This window comes from Bacillus sp. Bwzl_19 (genome assembly GCF_054900515.1).
The window spans coordinates 1,429,394-1,448,879 of sequence record NZ_CM142729.1 but is presented as its reverse complement, the minus strand read 5'-3'; the positions used below and the strand labels follow the sequence as shown (position 1 = coordinate 1,448,879).

At 44.8% G+C, this 19,486-nt stretch carries 16 protein-coding genes; 3 read left to right on the top strand and 13 right to left on the bottom strand.

The features are described from left to right. Positions 1 to 96 precede the first annotated feature (96 nt). The gene (locus tag ACW5MY_RS07680) at positions 97 to 2,229 is read right to left on the bottom strand and encodes a peptidoglycan D,D-transpeptidase FtsI family protein (RefSeq protein ID WP_462061812.1); all 2,133 of its coding nucleotides are present in this window, start codon (positions 2,227 to 2,229) and stop codon (positions 97 to 99) included. 337 nt (positions 2,230 to 2,566) lie between these two features. Here ACW5MY_RS07680 and ACW5MY_RS07675 point away from each other — a divergent pair, with 337 nt between their 5' ends. After that, positions 2,567 to 3,343 carry a CAP domain-containing protein gene (locus ACW5MY_RS07675; RefSeq protein ID WP_013352061.1) on the top strand — a complete coding sequence of 259 codons (777 nt, stop codon included), beginning with the start codon at positions 2,567 to 2,569 and terminating at the stop codon, positions 3,341 to 3,343. Between the two features lie 268 nt (positions 3,344 to 3,611). After that, complete coding sequence (locus ACW5MY_RS07670; protein ID WP_014470461.1) at positions 3,612 to 4,001, top strand: hypothetical protein; 390 nt, start codon at positions 3,612 to 3,614, stop codon at positions 3,999 to 4,001. 569 nt (positions 4,002 to 4,570) lie between these two features. On the opposite strand, the gene ACW5MY_RS07665 is transcribed toward ACW5MY_RS07670, so the two are convergent. From ACW5MY_RS07665 to ACW5MY_RS07625, 9 genes are all read right to left on the bottom strand, one after another. Then, positions 4,571 to 5,437, bottom strand: coding sequence for an NAD(P)-dependent oxidoreductase (locus tag ACW5MY_RS07665; protein WP_013352060.1), 867 nt, complete (start codon positions 5,435 to 5,437; stop codon positions 4,571 to 4,573). An 87-nt stretch (positions 5,438 to 5,524) separates the two neighbouring features. Beyond that, positions 5,525 to 7,492: a methyl-accepting chemotaxis protein gene (locus ACW5MY_RS07660; RefSeq protein WP_014470462.1), complete on the bottom strand. Its 1,968-nt coding sequence runs from the start codon at positions 7,490 to 7,492 to the stop codon at positions 5,525 to 5,527. Between the two features lie 126 nt (positions 7,493 to 7,618). Beyond that, a complete protein-coding gene (gene splB / locus ACW5MY_RS07655; protein WP_013352058.1) occupies positions 7,619 to 8,647 on the bottom strand; it encodes a spore photoproduct lyase in 1,029 nt (342 codons plus the stop codon). Between the two features lie 84 nt (positions 8,648 to 8,731). Beyond that, positions 8,732 to 8,971, bottom strand: a complete 240-nt coding sequence (gene splA, locus ACW5MY_RS07650; protein ID WP_013352057.1) for a splAB operon transcriptional regulator SplA — start codon at positions 8,969 to 8,971, stop codon at positions 8,732 to 8,734. Positions 8,972 to 9,058: 87 nt separating this feature from the next. Next, positions 9,059 to 10,774 (bottom strand): phosphoenolpyruvate--protein phosphotransferase, encoded by a 1,716-nt coding sequence (ptsP, locus tag ACW5MY_RS07645; RefSeq protein WP_013352056.1) that lies wholly within the window; start codon positions 10,772 to 10,774, stop codon positions 9,059 to 9,061. Further along, positions 10,774 to 11,040 carry a phosphocarrier protein HPr gene (locus ACW5MY_RS07640; protein WP_003154654.1) on the bottom strand — a complete coding sequence of 89 codons (267 nt, stop codon included), beginning with the start codon at positions 11,038 to 11,040 and terminating at the stop codon, positions 10,774 to 10,776. The genes ptsP and ACW5MY_RS07640 overlap by 1 nt, the downstream gene beginning before the upstream one ends. A gap of 96 nt (positions 11,041 to 11,136) precedes the next feature. Continuing rightward, positions 11,137 to 13,233, bottom strand: a complete 2,097-nt coding sequence (gene ptsG / locus ACW5MY_RS07635) for a glucose-specific PTS transporter subunit IIBC (protein ID WP_013352055.1) — start codon at positions 13,231 to 13,233, stop codon at positions 11,137 to 11,139. A gap of 232 nt (positions 13,234 to 13,465) precedes the next feature. Continuing rightward, on the bottom strand, positions 13,466 to 14,332 hold the full coding sequence (glcT, locus tag ACW5MY_RS07630) for a glucose PTS transporter transcription antiterminator GlcT (protein WP_088030502.1): 867 nt from the start codon (positions 14,330 to 14,332) through the stop codon (positions 13,466 to 13,468). 50 nt (positions 14,333 to 14,382) lie between these two features. Next, on the bottom strand, positions 14,383 to 15,348 hold the full coding sequence (locus ACW5MY_RS07625; RefSeq protein ID WP_013352053.1) for a LacI family DNA-binding transcriptional regulator: 966 nt from the start codon (positions 15,346 to 15,348) through the stop codon (positions 14,383 to 14,385). A gap of 97 nt (positions 15,349 to 15,445) precedes the next feature. On the opposite strand from ACW5MY_RS07625, the gene ACW5MY_RS07620 reads away from it, so the two are divergent. Beyond that, entirely contained in the window at positions 15,446 to 15,571 is a 126-nt protein-coding gene (locus tag ACW5MY_RS07620) for a hypothetical protein (protein WP_014470464.1), read from the top strand. A 57-nt stretch (positions 15,572 to 15,628) separates the two neighbouring features. On the opposite strand, the gene ACW5MY_RS07615 is transcribed toward ACW5MY_RS07620, so the two are convergent. From ACW5MY_RS07615 to stoA, 3 genes are all read right to left on the bottom strand, one after another. Further along, positions 15,629 to 16,723 (bottom strand): M24 family metallopeptidase, encoded by a 1,095-nt coding sequence (locus tag ACW5MY_RS07615; protein ID WP_013352052.1) that lies wholly within the window; start codon positions 16,721 to 16,723, stop codon positions 15,629 to 15,631. A gap of 112 nt (positions 16,724 to 16,835) precedes the next feature. Then, positions 16,836 to 18,749 (bottom strand): heavy metal translocating P-type ATPase, encoded by a 1,914-nt coding sequence (locus tag ACW5MY_RS07610; protein ID WP_014470466.1) that lies wholly within the window; start codon positions 18,747 to 18,749, stop codon positions 16,836 to 16,838. 227 nt (positions 18,750 to 18,976) lie between these two features. Next, the gene (stoA, locus tag ACW5MY_RS07605; RefSeq protein ID WP_013352050.1) at positions 18,977 to 19,471 is read right to left on the bottom strand and encodes an endospore biogenesis thiol-disulfide oxidoreductase StoA; all 495 of its coding nucleotides are present in this window, start codon (positions 19,469 to 19,471) and stop codon (positions 18,977 to 18,979) included. Positions 19,472 to 19,486: the final 15 nt, after the last annotated feature.

Here is a 19,486-nt window from a genome sequence, read left to right as displayed (position 1 = left end):
TAAAAAATGAGCATTCTCCTTCTATTCTTATTGTGAACGTCAATTTTCCTGAATGAAAGAAAGGGCGCACGATATATTCGGCGGCCCTTTCATTTGTTATTTTTTATTGTATTTCTTTTCAAGTTCTTTGTAAGCGTCAATTGCTCCCTTGGCAATGTTCTTGCTGACATGGTCTTTATCATCTCGAACAGACGGAACGACGACGCTGAATGCCACTCTTGGATGTTCTGACGGATAATAGCCGACAAAGGTCAGGTTATACGTATCTTTTCCCCACCAGTTTCTGTTCGTTCCGTAATAGAACGTCTGTGCCGTTCCCGTTTTACCGGAAACATCAGCGCCGGAACCTTGGAACGTTGAATAAGCCGTTCCTTGAGGTGAGCTTGTAACCAATTTCATCCCTTTATGAACTTGGTCAAAATCGCTCGGGCTGTTATTTACTTTGTTCAAAACTTTAATATCGCGCTGTTCAATCGCTTTTCCGATCTTATTTTTGCTGTCCGGTTCATGAATGCTTGTGACAATTCGCGGCTGGACGCGATACCCGCCATTTGCGATGGCTGAAATATATTGGGCCATTTGAAGCGGCGTATATGTATCAAATTGTCCGATCGCAAAATCCAGCAGCAATCCCCCGACCAATTGCGGATTTGACTGCATTCCCGCTGATTCCTGAGGAAGGTCAATCCCGGTTTTCACACCCAAGCCGAATTGGGCGTAGTAGTTGCGCATTTTTTTAATATCGTCTAATCCGGCCGGCAGCGTGCCGCCCGGGGTGTAGGTAATACCCGCGATATGCATGGCTACATGAAACATATATACGTTTGAACTTCTTTGCAGCGCGGTCAGCTCAGTAATGGGTCCCATTTGTGTCCACGATTGTTTTGTCGTTTTGTCTTTAAAACTAAGCGGTGCATCGACAAACGTTTTATAATGCGGGAGGCCGCTTTGGTAACCCGCGAGAACAGTCGCTCCTTTAACAGAAGAGCCCATCTCATATTGGGTCGTAAATGCTCCGATCGCAAAATCCTGAATTTTATTTGTTTCGAGATCGATGCGTTTCCCCGCCATTGAGAGAATATCCCCATTGTTCGGGTCCATCATGACGGCAAATCCTCTGTCAACCATATAGTTGCCTGCGGCGCGGCTTCTTCTCAGCTCTTTTTCAATGACCTTTTCGACTTTCGACTGCAGTTCCATATCGAGCGAGAGCTGCAGGTCGTAGCCTCTGCTGCCTTCATCGACGGGCTTTTGGCTGACAACTTCACCTTTGCTGTTTTCCACATACTCTACTTTTTCTTTATGTGCGTTTAAATAGTCTTCATATTGATATTCAATGTAGCTTTTACCCACTCGGTCATTCAGTGAGTAGCCTCTTGTGACATAGTAATCTTTCCGTTCGCCCAACAATCCCTGTTCCGGTGTCGTCACGCCGCCGAACAGAGAGTACAGCGTTTTGTCGTACGGATATTTCCGCGTCCAGTCATTGATTACGTCAATGCCGGGGAGCTCTTTCAGGTGCTCGGATACGACGGAAACTTCTTCATATGTCAGGTCGCTTTTCGGTTTTTGCTTATTATTTTCATGCTCGTCAAGCAGTGAACCGCTGTTTCCGTTGCCGTTCAGCTTATTCGGGTTCATTGATTTAACGACTTGCGGCTGATAGGCGTTGCCGCTTGAAAAACGCGTATAAATCGCCGCGATTTGCAGCTCTTTTTTATCTTTTTTGATCGCATCAATCTCCTGCTTAGGGACTCGTTCAATCTGGCGTTTGTATACTTCTTGCGATTTCAGGTTGTTTTCTGAATCCTTCATAAGCTTTTCTGCCTTCTTCGGATGTGCCGCAAGCCAGTAATCAATGATATTTCGATCCTTCATAAATTCAGTATCAATATGGATCAGTGCGGCGAGATTTTTTGCCGTTTTCAATTTGTCCTTTGCCGAGGTTTTTGAGGTGGATACGTATACAATTTCAGGCACGGCCTGGTTATCTACCGCCACCCTGTTCTGCCTGTCATACATCTTTCCCCTCGGTGTCGGATAATAGGCGGTTTTTGCGTTTGCCTTCTCCGCATCCTGACGGTGTTTATCACCTTCGACAATCTGGACGACGCCGAGTTTAAAAATCAGTGCCGTAAAGAGAAGGAAAACAATCAAAAAATAGAGATTCATTCTCAGCGCTCTGTAACGTTTCGTTTTTTTCTTTGGGTCGCGCGCGACTTCAGCCACTTTCTATTACACCTCTCACATCATACAATATATTTACATAAACAGATTTTAATTGTAACATTTTTGTAAAAGTTGTTACAGCGAAAACGGGTAAAAAAAACTGTCAAGATCAAATTATCTTAAAATATATCTAACACTTCAAATAACTTGAAGTGATGTAACGGATTTTAAAAAATAAATACAGATCGTTTATCCTGATATAAAGCCATTTTTCTGTGCTCAATTACAATTATGACAAAAGTTTGTTGTCAAAGGAAATGGCTGGCTGCATTATGACAAAAAAGCTGTGATAAGATTTTTCATGTAGAAAAAAACTTCTCTGGGAGGCTATGAACTTATGAAGAAAGCATTTATCTTATCTGCCGCAGCGGCAGTCAGTTTGATTACATTCGGAGGCATCCAGCAGGCATCTGCCAAAGAGCTGTCATGCCAGCACGTCGTTACTGTGAAAAAAGGAAACACGGTACAGCATCTGACTCTTCAAGAGGCTGTTGAAAAACTACATATGAAAACAAGCGTAAAAAAGCTGAACGTTAAAAATGAGAAAGAACTGACACAGCTTCTGCAAAAACACGCAAAGCATTCTGATATGACAGTTAAAGACGTTCAAAAAGAAACACCGGTAAAAACGGCTCCGGCAGCTGCTGAAAAACCGAAAGCCGGTCAAAACCAGACTGCTGACAATGCAAAGCAGACAGATAACACAAACAACAGCAGCGAGAAAACTCCTTCATCTGTCAGTGCGTACGAAAAGAAAGTCGTTGAATTGACAAATGCAGAGAGACAAAAGCAAGGCTTAAAACCTTTACAGATTGATGAAAAACTAAGCAAATCAGCTCACGCAAAATCACAGGATATGAAAGACAAAAACTATTTCGATCACCAAAGCCCTACTTACGGCTCACCTTTTGATATGATGAAATCTTTCGGCATCACTTATAAAACTGCCGGTGAAAATATCGCCAAAGGGCAGCCGACTCCGGAAGCCGTCGTCAAAGCTTGGATGAACAGTGAAGGCCACAGAAAGAACATCCTGAACCCCGAGTTCACTCAAATCGGTGTCGGTTATGTAGAATCAGGTAACATCTGGACACAGCAATTCATCGGAAAATAAATAAAAAAAGATTGCCCCGACGGGCAATCTTTTTCCTGCACTTTATAAATTTATAAACTTTTGAAGCTCCCGGCAGAGAGGTGTCGGGAGCTTTTTTGTAAAATCTCAAACGTGATGATTATATTGATTTTGCTCAGCCTTTCACTTCTTTAGTAATACTTTTTTATAATAAAAAGTAGAATTTACCTATTTTTCCGTTGAATACTTTTCCAAAATTTATTAGTATAGGTAAATGGGTTTCTAAATAAATGGAGAAAGGAAGTTTCAATTGAAAAAAATTGTAATGACACTATTCGCAGCTGCTCTTTTGACATTCGGGATTTTCTCAAACAGTTCAGAAGCGTTTGCCATGACTTCAAAAGGAGCAATTAAATTCCAAACAGATGCTAATACTTACTCAAAACACGCTACTTCTATTGTCGTAACAGGTACTATGTCTAATCATGAGCTAAACGAGGGTGTTGTAGTTGATCTTTTAAATAAAAAAGGAGATTCAGTCAAATATACAATTGTTAATGGCCGTAATATTCGCAGTTTTAAAGTAAGCTTTTCAACAAAAAATATTCCAGCAGGCAAGTATGATGTAATGGTGGCAACGACTTGGGGAAATCAAACCCATAGAGGAGTACTGAAACACTATATTACTGTACAACATTAAAATTCATATTATTAACAAATGGGTTTAACGTTGATTTCATCTGGAATTCTCAAAAAACAGTGTAATGATGAAATCTCTGAATCGAGGATGTTTTCGTAAATCTCTTGGATTTATCTCTTGGATTTATTACGATACATCCTTTTTTATTTTTCAGTTTTGCTAGAAGGCTAATCTGTAGAGTTTCAATTTCGGATGCAAATTATTAGGTTTTAATTGTGGGAACACAAACTCGATTTATCGCTATGTACATTTGGGTTACTCGAATTCATAGTTTGAATCAAACATGATACATCCTACTGTTGGAAAGTTGTATTAATCCTTATAATTATTCGGAAATCCCCCTTTTGATTTATAATAGACAGTCTGCATCAAACAAACGAGGGGGATTTTCCAAACTATTCACAGTAGAACATTATAAATGGATACACGTTAATACATTCCCCTGCCAAGTTCCTGTCTTCATTAAAGGCTCTAAGAATACAAGGTTTGCAGATCGTTGTTTACAAAACACCATCGTAAGCCTTCGCTTCCTCGGCATCCATAAAATATCGCATTCGGGCAATCTTTTTTTATTTCACCCAAAGCTTATAAATGCTTTGAGTCCCGCTATTTTCTTCACCTTGCGCGGAAAGCTTGTCGTATAATGATTTGGCAAGCGCCAATCCGGGCATCTCTTCTCCCATGAGCTCCGCTTCTTCAAGAGCGATTCCCATGTCTTTTATAAAGTGTTTCACGTAAAATCCGGGTGCAAAATCGCCTTTCAGCATGCGGGGAGCGAGATTGGACAAAGACCAGCTTCCGGCCGCTCCGGTTGTAATGCTTTTCAGCACTTGTTCCGGGTTCAGACCGGATTTTTCAGCGTAAGCCATCGCTTCAGCCACTCCGACCATTCCTGCTGCAATCGCGATCTGATTGCACATTTTCGTATGCTGGCCGCTCCCTGCCGGCCCTTGATACTGAATGTTCTCCCCCATAACGGAGAAAAGCGGCAGACATGCTTCAAATGCTTCTTTTTCTCCGCCGGCCATAATGGCAAGCGTTCCGTTCCGGGCGCCGATGTCACCGCCGGAAACGGGTGCGTCCAAGGCGTGAATTGACTTCTCTTTGGCCTTCTCCGCTATCTTTTTCGCCAAAGACGGTTTTGATGTCGTCATGTCAATGACAAACGCCCCTTCTTTCGCATGCCGGAGAATACCGTTTTCGCCGAGATAGATTTCCTCGACATCGCTCGGATAGCCGACCATAGTAATAATGATGTCTGCTTTCTCTGAAAGGTCTTTGACTGTCTCCTGCCAGACCGCTCCCTTATTCAGGATCTCCTCCGCTTTTTGTTTCGTCCGCGTGTAGACTAAAACAGGATAACCCGCTTCTAAAATGTGCGCTGCCATACTGTTTCCCATGACGCCTAAACCGATAAATCCGACCGTTTTGTTCACTGCGCTTTCCTCCCCTGATGCGATTCATATATCACTCTTTCATGTCTAGATTACCATATTACAGACTAGAGTGAAAAAGAGTCCGCGCTACAAGGTGAATTTAGAAATGGCGCTGATCAGATCTTCACTCGCGCTCTTTAACATGTCAGTTGATTGCTTCACTTTTTCAAGCGTAACGAGCTGTTCATCAGTTGAAGCATTCACTTCTTCCGCCGCTGCCGCAGATTCTTGAGAAATAGCGGAAATGCTTTGAATCGCTTCTTGTATCGCCGCTTGTTCTTCACTCATTTTTTGAATGTCATTGTAAATATGATCTATGCCTTGAACGAGAGACTGCATTTCTGTCGTAATCAGATTGAGCACTTCACCCGTTTCATGAATGGCGCTGTTTTGTTCATCATTCATTCTGCTTGCCTCGATCATTGCGTGTGACGCATCTTTTGTCTCTGATTGAATCAGTCGGACCGTCTCACTGATATGGCCGGAAGAAAGAGCTGATTGTTCAGCAAGCTTGCGGACTTCTTCAGCGACGACGGCAAAGCCCCGGCCGCTTTCTCCCGCTCTTGCGGCCTCAATACTCGCATTCAGCGCCAAGAGATTCGTCTGGTCTGAAATCGCTGATATTGCCGTCACGACTTCTTCTATGTTTTTCGTTTGTTTTTCCAGATCAGTCAGCATTGCCTCTACTTTTTTCGTTTCTGAATTGGCTTCATTTGACTTCATAAGCAGCTGGCCGAGCGCATCCAGTCCTTTGTAGCTGGCATCCTCTGAAGATTTTGAGAGTTGTTTTATGCTGCCCGCGCGATCCGCGATTCCTTTTATTTTAACTGAGAGATTTTCTGATCTTTCATTGATTGTCTCAACCTCTGACGCTTGTTCTGTCGCTCCGGCGGCAACTTCCTCTATCGCTTTTGCGATTTGTCCGCTCGTTTCATTTGTTTCCTGTGAGATGACGGTTAATTGGTCAGACGTGTCGGACACTTTTTCTGAAGAGGTCTTGACCTGTTCGACCATCTCTTTCATATTTTCAACCATTTGGTTAAAGTCTTTTGTTAACACGCCTACTTCATCTTTTGATTTTGTCTGGGCGCGGACGGTTAAATCTCCCGCTGAGACCGAATTTGTTTTGGCGATCAGCTGCTGAATCGGACCGGTTATCGATTTCGCGAGGAAATAGCTGAGTCCGATCGTAATCACAAGGGCGATCAGTGACATGAAAATGCTCACAGTATTCATTTTGTCAGCTACTCCCATCAGCTGATCTTTTTCAAACTGCGTTCCGACTTTCCACCCTGTTTCTTTTATCGTTTGATAGACAACCATGTTGCCCTCGCGCTCTTTGACGCCTTCTTTGTCTGAGCTGATTTCTTTTAACGTTTGATCTTCCGAAATGTTTTTCCCCTGTTTTGACGGATGCGCCAGAAGAGAACCGTTTTCATCCGTTAAAAATGCAAACCCCTTATATGGAACCTTTTGATCATTGACCATGCTCTGAATGGAGGACAGCTTCAGGTCTAAGCTCGCCACTCCGATGACGGTTCCATTGTTTTGTATGGCTTTTGCCGCTGTCACGATCATGTCTCCCGTCACAACATCTTTATAAGGCTCAGTCCAGACCACCTTATCCGGTTTTTCGACCGCCATCTTATACCACGTTCTATTTGTCGGATCGTAGTCTTTGGCAAAATCAGCCTTTGGATATGTAAACATTTGTTTGTTCGCGGTTCCGACGTATGCAAGCGCGACATATTTGTCATTCTGTCCGATCTGCTTTAACTCATCATTAAAGAGCTGTGCGGTTTCTTTCTTCCCATCTGTTAAAAACGTCCGGGACAATTCACCGCCTGCTAATCTCAATAATACAGTCTCATCATTTTTCAGCTGAAGCTCAATGTTCTGACCGAGTGAATTGGTGACATTCTCTGTCGTACGTTTTGCTTCCTCCGTCATCATGGGCTTTAATGTCAAATATGAAGAAACCGTTAAAAAAACAACCGTTACGAAAAGCATTGCTGAGACAAATACAGCAATTTTGATATGCATTTTTTTAAACATAACCATCCCCTCCTGAATGTTATATCGGTCTTTCGGCCAAGAAAATGAATAAACCTTGAAATAAATATCAAAAATTTCCGCCATTTGGCGCAGCAAAAAAAGAGCCGTCATGCCGACAGCTCCGCCTTACGTAAAATATTCGATTTTCGCTTTCGGAAAATAAGTTTCGATATAAGTCTCGAGCGTTTCCCTTAAGGCATGTTCTTCGTCCTTTTGATATATATACTTGCCGATTCCGTAGCGTCCCCATTTGTACCTTCGCTTTTCTTCATCCAGCTCAAGCTTTGTTTTCGGATAGTTCTTCTCGATCACCCGTTTGGCCGGTTTTGTGAATCGGTGCTGAATCAGTTCGAATGTAATGTCATGCCGAACATCTTCAGCAAGTGCCGCGTCAAGCTTCTCAAACAGTTCCTTATAGCCCTCTTCCCAGCCATCATGAATATAAATCGGCGCCACGATGAAACCGAGCGGATAGCCCGCTTTAGCGACTTTGACGGCGGCTTCAATCCGTTTGTCGAGCGGAGATGTTCCCGGTTCAAAATTTTTAATGACATAATCCGCATTGATGCTGAATCTGAACCTTGTCTTTCCGTTATGCTTCGCATCAAGCAAATGATCGACATGGTGAAATTTGGTCACAAATCTAAGCTTTCCCAATTCACTTTGTCCGAAGTGTTCAATGGCCCTTTTTAATGTGTGTGTCAGATGATCGATTCCTACGATGTCAGACGTACAAGAGGCTTCAAATCTTGTAAATTCCGGAGCCCGTTCTTTCATATACTCATCAGCCTGATCCAGAATCTCTTCCACATTGACATACGTACGGATGTAAGGCTTTGATCCCATCGTTGTCTGCAGGTAGCAATAGTGGCAATGCCCCATACAGCCCGTCGCAAATGGAATGGCGTATTCAGCGGACGGCTTTGAAGAATCGAATTTCAATGTTTTCCGGACGCCGATCACCAATGTTGATTTTGCGTTCCGATATTGCTGCAAATGGTTTTTTCCCGGAATATTCCGGACTTGATTATGCGATGTCGTTTCTCTGATTTCAAGTCCCATGTTTTCAAACTTACTTTTCAGCTCTTGCCCTAACGGGTATTCGAGCGCTCGCGGTTCTATATAAACAAGCTGGGGGACAAACGGTTTCAGCATGGACTGACACTCCCTTTACATATTCTCATGTTGTTACTTTCCGTCCAAAAGAGAGTGAATATGCGTTGTAAACATTTCCTTTGATCAGTGATACCGGTCTTCGTCAAAAAGTTCGCTGTAAAGCGCTTCTGCTTCCTCATATGTCGAAAAGACCGCATCATCTTCGGCCAGCGGATGATAGGTTTCGTATAAAAACAGAGACAGTTCTCCCTCATGATACGGATGATGAACGATCTCTGCTTCTTTAATATGGGCAACATTGGCGGCATGCGGATTGCGGTAAATCACATAGACCGTATCCCCCGCCCCAAACGGTTTTGTCATGATAATCCCTCCTGTTGAAAGTTATTGTTCCCCGCTTTTTTCCGAATATGAAAAAAACCAGACGGCTTACACCGTCTGGCTGTTGTATTACTTATTGAATGTTTCTTTAACGAATGCGACAACCTCTTCTGTCGTGCTCATAGACAAGATTGTTTCTTTGAATGATTCAGCTTCTTTTTTAGAAAGCTTGCTGATCTGCGTTCTTGCCGGAAGGATGGATGTAGCGCTCATTGAGAACTCATCTAAGCCTAAGCCGAGAAGAATCGGAATCGCAATTTCGTCTCCTGCCATTTCTCCGCACATGCCGACCCATTTGCCCTCTTTGTGAGCGGCTTCAATGACAAGGGTGATAAGACGGAGAATCGCCGGGTTGTATGGCTGATACAGATAAGCCACACGCTCGTTCATACGGTCAGCAGCCATCGTGTATTGGATCAAGTCATTTGTTCCGATACTGAAGAAGTCAACTTCTGTGGCAAACTGATCTGCGATAACGGCTGTAGACGGAATCTCTACCATCATACCGACTTCAATATCGTCAGAAACCGTTACGCCGGCTTTGACGAGTTTTTCTTTTTCTTCAAGAAGAATCGCTTTCGCCTGTTTAAACTCGTTTACTGTCGCAATCATCGGGAACATGATTTTTAAGTTTCCGTATGTACTTGCACGAAGCAGCGCACGCAGCTGAGTTCTGAAGATTTCTTGCTCTTCAAGGCAAAGGCGGATGGCTCTGTAGCCCAAGAACGGGTTCATTTCTTTAGGAAGCTGAAGGTAAGGAAGCTCTTTGTCGCCGCCGATATCCAATGTCCGGACGACAACTGATTTTCCTTCCATACGCTCAAGAACCGTTTTATAAGCGTCAAATTGCTCGTCTTCTGTCGGAAGCTGGTCGCGTCCCATGTATAGGAATTCCGTACGGTAAAGCCCTACAGCTTCTCCACCGTTTTCAAGAACGCCTTTTACATCATCAGGGGTGCCGATGTTTGCGGCAAGCTCTACATGATGGCCGTCTTTTGAAACAGTCGGTTCATTGACAAGCTTTGCCCACTCAGCTTTTTGCGCCAGATAAGCACTGTGTTTTTCTTCATATTTCTTTAACGTTTCACTGGAAGGATCGATGATAACATCACCATCGATGCCGTCTACGATTACCGTAACACCGTTTTCAATTGTGCCTGTAGCCGCTTTTGTGCCGACAACAGCCGGAATTTCAAGCGAACGGGCCATGATTGCGGAGTGTGAAGTACGTCCGCCGATATCGGTTGTGAAACCTTTTACAAATTGACGGTTTAATTGCGCCGTATCAGACGGTGTCAAATCTTCAGCCACGATGACAACCTCTTCTGAGATCATGCTCGGGTTCGGGATTTCCACGCCCAGCAGGTGCCCCGTCACACGTTTTGTTACGTCACGGATATCCGCCGCACGCTCTTTCATGTATTCGTTATCCATTGATTCAAACATGGTAACGAACATGGAAGCTGTTTCCTTCAAAGCGAATTCAGCATTGACTGAATCTGTGCTGATTTTCTCCTTTACCGGATTTAGCAGCTCAGGATCACTCAGAACTAAAAGGTGCGCGGAGAAAATGTCAGCTTTGTCTTGTCCCAGTTCTTTTAAAGCATGCTCTTTAATTTTCTCAAGCTCTTCTTTAGAACGTACAATCGCTTCATCAAAACGGCTTACTTCAGCCGCAGCATCAGCAATGTTTTTCTTTTCAACCGTTAAGTCCGGCTCTTCAAGCCGATATGCTTTTGCAATCGCAATTCCGGCTGAAGCGCCTATTCCTTTTAATTCTTGCATTACTCGCCGAGTCCTTCGCTTTTCATTGTTTCTTCTAAAGCGTTAAGAGCATCGTTTTCGTCAGCGCCTGAAGCGGAAATTGTGATTTCAGCGCCTTTAGCGATACCTAGAGACATAACGCCCATGATAGACTTAAGGTTTACTGTTTTACCGTTATATTCTAAGTTTACGTCAGCATCATATTTGCTTGCAGTCTGTACAAGAACTGTCGCAGGACGAGCGTGGATTCCGGAATCTGCTGTTACTTTAAATGTTTTTTGTGCCATGATTATCATTCTCCTTTAAATTAAAGCTATATTACTACACAATATTATATCATACAGCCGTACTTGTCATCTGACAAGCACGGCGTATTTATATGCTTATTTTCCGATTTTCACAATATCTTTTTGTTCCCGTTTTACAGTACCTTCGGCTGAAAGGGAAATCGTTTCGCCCTCGGCAAGGTTTGTAAAGACAATCGGTGTCATTAATGAAGGAACATGAGGTTTAACCGCTTCAAGATCAACTTCAAGCAGCTTTTGACCCGGTTCAACCCGGTCACCTTCAGAAACAAATGAAGTGAATCCTTCACCTTTCAGGCTGACTGTGTCGATACCGAAATGAATCAGGATCTCTCTTCCGCCGTCAGACTGAAGGCCGATCGCATGTTTTGTCGGGAAAACATTCAACACTTTTCCGCGGACTGGCGATACGACAATTCCTTCTTCAGGAAGAATCGCAAAACCGTCACCCATCATTTTTCCTGAGAACACTTGGTCAGGCACATCCGTAATCGGATGGATTTCGCCGGTGATCGGAGAAGCGAACACTTCTTCACCCTGCTCATTTCGGAGCGGCTCCGCGATAACCTCTTCAACCTGCTGGCTGACTTCTTCTTGTGCGGATACTTTCGGTTCCGGGCGCGGCGTGCGTCCCGCGATAATATCCTGCATCTGAGTTTTTAAACCGTCAGAGCGCGGGCCGAAAATGGCTTGAATATTGTTTCCGACTTCAAGAACGCCTGATGCGCCAAGCTGTTTCAGTCGGGCCTTATCCACTTTCTTCTGGTCGTTGACCGTGACGCGAAGTCTCGTGATACAAGCGTCAAGGTGCTTAATATTTTCCTGATCACCCATTGCCTGCAGGATTTCATAAGGAAGGTCGCCGGCTTCGCCTGATACGCCTGCCCCTTCATCCTCAGCCTCTTCTTCACGGCCCGGCGTTTTCAGATTGAACTTTCTGATCGCAAACCTGAAACCGAAGTAGTAAATGAGGGCAAATCCTAAGCCGACTGGAATGACCAGCCACCAAGCCGTACGGTTAGGCAGAATTCCGAACAGGAAGTAGTCAATCAAACCGCCTGAGAAAGTCATACCGATTTTTACATGCAATAGCTGCATAACCATAAAGGAAAGTCCAGCAAATACGCAGTGAATCGCAAACAGGATAGGAGCCACAAACAAGAATGAGAATTCAAGCGGCTCGGTAATCCCCGTTAAGAAACTTGTCAGAGCGGCAGAACCCATGATTCCGGCTACAAGTTTTTTCTTTTCAGGCTTCGCTTCATGATAGATTGCAAGCGCTGCCGCCGGAAGGCCGAACATCATAAACGGATATTTCCCCGTCATAAATGTACCTGCCGTCAGCTGTACGCCGTCTTTGATCTGAGCCATGAAAATCCGCTGATCTCCGCGGATGATGTCTCCAGCCGCATCTTTATAGCTGAAAAATTCATACCAGAACGGCGAGTAGAAAATGTGATGAAGGCCGAACGGAATTAATGACCGTTCAATCATTCCGAAAATAAAGGCTGCCAAGGTTGGATTCGCTTCCACAAGTCCCGTTGAGAAGGAATTCAGACCGTGCTGGATTGGAGGCCAGATCACTAACATAATAAGACCGAGAATTAATGCGGAAATTGATGTGATAATCGGGACAAACCGCTTACCCGCAAAAAACCCGAGATACTGCGGAAGTTCAATTTTATAAAACTTGTTGAACAATAACGCGGCCAGAACCCCGACGATAATACCGCCGAACACGCCCGTCGCCAAAGTCGGTATCCCCAGCATGTTAATATAGGCCGGATGATTTTCCGCAAAAAACTTTGCCCGTTCAATTTTGTCAGACGGAATACTGCCGTTTGCCATCAGCACGGCGCTCATGGATACGTTCATGACCAAGTATCCGATAATAGCCGCGATTCCGGCAACGCCGTCTCCATTCGCAAGACCGATCGCTACCCCTACTGCAAATAGAAGCGGCAGGTTGTCAAATACGATTTGGCCGGCGCTTTCCATGACGTTCGCCACAAGCTGCACGTTATCATTGCTCAAGAAATGCATCACTTGAATCATATCTTTGTTCTGCATGGCATTTCCTAACGCAAGCAAGATCCCCGCTGCCGGTAAAATCGCAACCGGAAGCATAAGAGCACGGCCGATTTTCTGGAGAACGCCGAATAATGCTTTAAACATAAAAGATGTACCTCCTCTGTTAGCTAGTGTGACCTTACAGCGAAAATTCATGACAACGAATTCATAGGCGCAAGTCTTCAGTTTAACCGTTTACATTTGCCCTTTTACACAACAAAAAAGGCATGAGTAAAAAAGGGTGTGCAAAATAACGGGACCGTTCTTCCCGTTTTTTACCCTCAATCACTCATGCCTGATCGAATCAGTGACACGTTTTTAAAGGTTTCAACTGAAATTATGAAATTTTATTGGTTAATCGGTACAGATGAAGCGTGAGATAAACCGCTTCCGCCTCATGAACTGGTTTTTTCAGCATTTGCTGCAAGATTTTTATCAGTTTCCAAGCAGTATTGTAGCATAGCGGGTATTCATTTTTCAATAATAACATTAACTTTTCTGGTTCTTTTGTCTGCTCTTCCCGCTTAATCCTGTCTATGGTAAATCTGATATGCCGGATCAGCCGCAAATAGTGGACGCTTTCTTTATTCACTTCCATTTGGAAAGATTCCTCTATCACCTGAACGAGCCGGGACATCAGCTGTGAATGCTGGTTGACCTCTGAAAGGGGCCGATTCGTAAGAGCGGAATGGATATGAAGAGCAATAAAGCCGATCTCTCCTTCCGGAAAGCAGATTCCCGTCTTTTCATTAATCATGCCGACGACTTCACGGGCAATTTGAAATTCTTCCGGATAAAGTGTTTCGGTTTCCATAAGAAACGGGTTTTTAATGTCAAAGCCCTGCTGCAGCCGCTTTACCGCGAAGGCGATATGATCCGTCAGCGCAATATGGATATGTTCATTCAACGGCTGGCTTGTCCGCTTCTTGATATGATAAATGACGTCATTGGAGATGTCGACAAGTGTCTCGTCCACATAACCGAGGAGCTTTTTAAATTGTTTTTGTTCTTTTTCATCCTTTAAGATGAACATCTTGTCATATCCTTTATCTTCAATGACATCCGCTTGTTTTTTTCCAAAGCCGATCCCTTTCCCGATTAAGACGACCTCACTGTATCTATCATGTGTTGCGATGAGCACATTGTTATTTAATACCTTCTCAACTGTAAAGGACCCCTTCATGATCCTCAGCTCCTTTGTCATTCAATACCTCATATCGTACAAAACGAACGGAAAGCGCGTCAATTCTTTTTTTAGACGGATGATCGTTCAATAAGCCGGTAATCAAGAACCTTCCTTGACGGGGGCTCTCCGCTGATCCGATTCTCAAGCATGTGAAAAGCCTGCTTTCCCATTTCTTTCGTTTGTATATCTATTGTGGAAATACCCAGCATCCTGCTGATATCATGATTGTCGATGCTCAAAATCGCAAGCTCTTCCGGAATTCTTGTCCCGTTTGCTTTGGCTTCAAGGTAAAGACCGGCGGACACTTGATCATTCGCCGCAAACAGCGCAGTCGGTTTGTCATCCCAGCTCTGCCATCTATGAAAAAGAGCTTTTCCGTCAAGCAGCGTCAGCGCCTTTTCCACAACCAGCTCTTCCCTGTAAGGCTGCCCGATCTTCTTCAGCGCCTCTTTATATGCGGCAATGCGGACTTGACTGTTTTTCCCCTTTTTTCTCGCCAGGCTGATCGCTATTTTCCGGTGTCCCTTTTCTATCAGATAATCCAGACCGTGCCGAAATGCTTCCCGGTGCGGATTACTGATTGAGGAAAGCCCCGCCGTATCAGTATGCTGGCAGAGGATGAGCGGTTCTTGCACGGAAAGCAGATGCTCATCAGGAATTGCTTTGGAGCAGATAATCAGGCCGTCCACTTGGCGCTCCTGTAATTGTGATAAGGCAAAGCGTTCTTTTTGCTGCTGATAATCTGTCTGGTATAAAGAAAGATGCACGCCTGACGCTTCGGCAGCCTCAGCAATACCTGCGACAAGGTCTGCAAAATACGGAAGATTCACCGACGGAAGCACAACGCCGATCATATCGGAAAAACCTTTGGATAAATGCACAGCATGAATGTTGCGCCTGTATCCGAGCGATTGCATCGCTTTTTTCACTCTTTCTCTTTTGTCTTCACTTACATACGGATGATTGTTTAATACTCTTGATACGGTTGTAACGGAGACCCCGGCAGCGCCGGCAATGTCTCTGATCGTGGCCATGGCGTCCCCCCTTCTTTTTTCCCTTGATCTGGAATGCGTTTCATACAGTAAGCTAAAAACAGATACAGCCTATTCGTTTGAAAGGAGAATAACAGTGATGGGGATTCTTTGCTTAATCGGTTTGTGTCTGGCCATACTCGGCGGCAGTTATCTTGCTGTGCGGCCGCTGCGGGAAAAGCATGATATCAAACCATTTCAGCATTTTGATGATTTTTTCATTTAAAAGGTGATAAAAAAGGACGCTGCCTTCCAGAACCGTCCTTTTTTATCACAAAGCTTTCTATTTCAGGATCGTTAATTCTTTCGGATACTGCGTTAATGTTTCGGCGCCGTCTTTTGTGACAAACACGTCGTCTTCAATGCGCACGCCGCCTACATCAGGCACGTAAATCCCGGGTTCTATTGTGTATACCATTCCTTCTTGAAGGAGTGTGTCGTTCGCACTGCTCATTGATGGATATTCGTGCACTGAAATTCCGAGTCCGTGGCCGAGACGGTGCGGGAAATAGTCCCCGTATCCGGCTTTTTCAATAATGCCGCGGGCTTTTAAATCAAGATCGCCGATTCTGACGCCGGGTTTGCTTAATTGAAGCGCCGCCTGTTCAGCTTTAAGCACCGTTTCGTAAATCTCTTCCTGCTTCGGGCTGATTGATTGGTATGCGAATGTTCTCGTTATGTCTGAGCAGTAGCCGTCAAGAATAACGCCCAGATCAAACAGAACGAAATCACCTTTTTTCAACCGGTCTGTACCCGGATTTCCATGAGGCTGGCCTGATTTTTCTCCGAACAGCACCATTGTTGAAAATGACATGCCCTGCACGCCTTTTTTCTTCAGCTCAAACTCAATCTGCGCCAGTACTTCTGTTTCACTCACACCCTCTTTAAGCGCCGCGACACCGACTTCAACTCCGTAATCCGCGAGTTTTGCCGCTTCCCTCAGAATGCTGATTTCTTTCTCATCTTTGACGAGACGGAATTGGTTGAGTGTTTCTTCTGCCGATGCAAATGCGGCGCCACCTGAAGCGTGCTTAAGTTGTTCTGAGCGGGAAAGTGAGATCGAATCCTTTTCAACCGCGATGGAATCAAGCCGCATATTTCGTCTTGCAAGCTCGGCTTTTATCAGCTCCCACGGATCTTCGTGATCACCGTATCCGATAATATCATGCTCCCACCCGGCGCTGCGGGCTTGTCCGGCTTCCATTCCGGGGCAAACGAAAAACGGCTCCTGTTCCTGGAACAGGAATAATCCCATTAACCGCTCATGCGGGTCTGTATAAAAATCAGTCAAATAAAATACGTTTTCCTTTGTATGTATAAACGCCGCGTCATGCCCTTCTTTTTTCAGCCAAGATGAAACACGTTCTAATCTGTTCATTTTTGTTTTTCCTCCTTACCAATGTGACTCTTTTTTCATTCTATCAGTTTTCCGGCGTTTATGCTGTGAACGAACATTAAAAAAACAGCCGCCCGGTGTGCGGCTGTTCTGCTTATTTTAATAATCTCAGTCCGTTCAGTATGACCAGAATCGTGCTTCCTTCATGACCGATCACACCAAACGGCAGTTCCATCACCTGCAGAAAGTTGGCGCAGATCAGCAGGCAGATGACCGAAAGCGAGAAAACAATATTCTGCTTAATAATCCGGTTCATTTTCCGTGAGAGTCTGCACATTTTCACAAGCTTATAAAGGTCATTTTTCATGAGGACCAAGTCAGCGGTTTCTAAAGCCACGTCCGTCCCTCCGCCCATCGCAATACCGACGTCAGCGGTTTTCAGAGCGGGCGCGTCATTAATGCCGTCCCCCACCATGGCGATTGTACCGTACGTTTCTTTCAGCTTCTTCACTTCTTCCGCCTTTTGGTCGGGCAGACAATCTGCAACAACCGTCGTCATGCCCGCTTCTTTTGCAATGGCAGCCGCTGTTTCAGGCTGATCGCCTGTGAGCATGGCGGTTTTAATGCCCAGTGATTTAAGTTCAGCCATCACCGCTTTGGCTTCAGGGCGGATTTGATCCTTTAAAGCAAAGCAGCCTGCTATCCGGTCATCTTTCTTAACGAAAACAAGCGTAAAGCCTTTCCCTTTTAACTCTTTTCCCGATGTTTTCAAAAAAGCGTCTGCCGCCTCTTCGCCTGCAAATCCCGCTTTTCCGATCATCCATTTAACTCCTTCTATATCAGCCTGAACACCGAATCCGGACGTCTCGTCAATTAAAGTATGGCCTGCGGGCGCGGCGCCTCGGCTTTCGGCAAATTCAGCTATCGCTTTTGCAAGCGGGTGGCTTGATTGCTTTTCAATCGCATACACCGCTTGCATGATCTCATCTTCATTCACATGTTCTGCCGCTTGGAAAACCGCGACTGCCGGCTGTCCTTTCGTTACCGTGCCGGTTTTGTCAAACGCAATCATCCGAACGCTTCCCAGCTGCTCTAAAAATACACTTCCTTTGACCAATAATCCGTTGCGGGCCCCATTTGAAATAAGGGAAAGCGCAGCGGGCATGATGGAAGCGACAAGTGCGCACGGCGAGGCGACCACCATAAACACCATCGCCCGGTAAAAGGTTTCACTCCAGCTCCATCCTAATGCAAAATGAGGAACAAATAAAAGCAAAGCCACGGCTAAAAGCACGCCTTTGACATAGACACTTTCGAATCGCTCAATAAACGCCTGGGCCGGTGACACACTGTTTTGAGCCGATTCCACCAGTCTGATAATTTTTCTGAATAAGGACTGTTCATTTGTTTTCGTAACACGGACTGTTAAGGAGCCGTTTCCGTTTACCGTTCCTGTAAACACAGAATCTCCGGGTGTTTTTTCCGCCGGCATCGCTTCACCCGTCAGCGCCGATTCATCAAGGCTCGTCACGCCTGACTCAATAATCCCGTCGGCCGCTACCCGTTCGCCCGGCTTAATGACGATCATGTCTCCGATCTTCAGTTCAGCGGCCGGCACCCGCTTTTCCTGTCCATCCGCAATCAAGGTCGCTTCCTCCGGCTCCAGTTTCATCAGGGAGGTTAAATCACGGCTGCTCTTATTCATCGTATATGTTTCGAGCGCGCCGCTTAACGAAAAAATAAAAATAAGGACGGCGCCCTCCGCCCAATAACCGATAAGGGCAGAACCGACAGCGGCAAAAATCATCAGCAGTTCAACATTTAACGTCTTCGTTTCCAGTGTATCCTCGATGCCCTCTTTCGCTTTTGCAAATCCGCCGATCAGGAAGGCAAGGATATACAAAGTGACGGACAGGCCTTTTGTTTCGGTGAAAAACCAGGCCGCAAGAATGAGGGCGCCGGATACGAGAGCCGCGATGAGCTCCGCATGCTGGAGCCACTTTTTTCCGGACCGTTCTTCTTGTATCTGCTGTTGTGAATGGGCTTGAGACATCACTTGTTCATTCATTATGAATTCTCCTCTCTAATTGAGAACGCAAATCATCTTCAATTCCCCGATAAAAGACAGGCAGCATTTTCACAGTAATATCGCGGTGTTTTCTTTATTATAGCATGCCGGCGGAAGATTTCAATTATAATTGTTTTAATTTCTTTTTGATAATAATTATCATTAGCACTCCTTCAGCTGTTCATTATATGCAAAAAAAGGCCGGGAGGAAATCCTCCCGCGCCTTTTTATTTCTCAGACCATTCTTTTAATTGTGATGCGGTCATCGGACCGACGATCTTTTTTTCGATTTCCCCTTTTTCATTCAACAGAAATGACGTGGGAATCGTCATCACATTGTATTCCTTCATGAGCTCGCCTTTAGAGTCAAGAACAATCGGGAATGTGAGATGGTGCTGATTGACAAAGTTTTGAACGGTATCTTTGTTTCGCTCGGCATTCATCAGATTTACCGTTACAAGTCTTACATCATCGGACTGACTCTGTTCATAGTACGTTTGGAACTGAGGCAGTTCTTTTTTGCAAGACGGACACCACGATGTCCAAAAATGCAAAATTGTTTTCTGCCCTTTATCCGGGATCGATATCTCGTCTCCTTCAATCGTCTTCATCAAAAACACAGCGGGAATTGCCCGTTTTTCTGATGAGGCTTTCGCTTCAGGCATCCAGACGGCTGCAGCTATCAAAAGGACTGCACATACAATAAGGCGGGTTTTATGCATACGATCTTCCTTTCA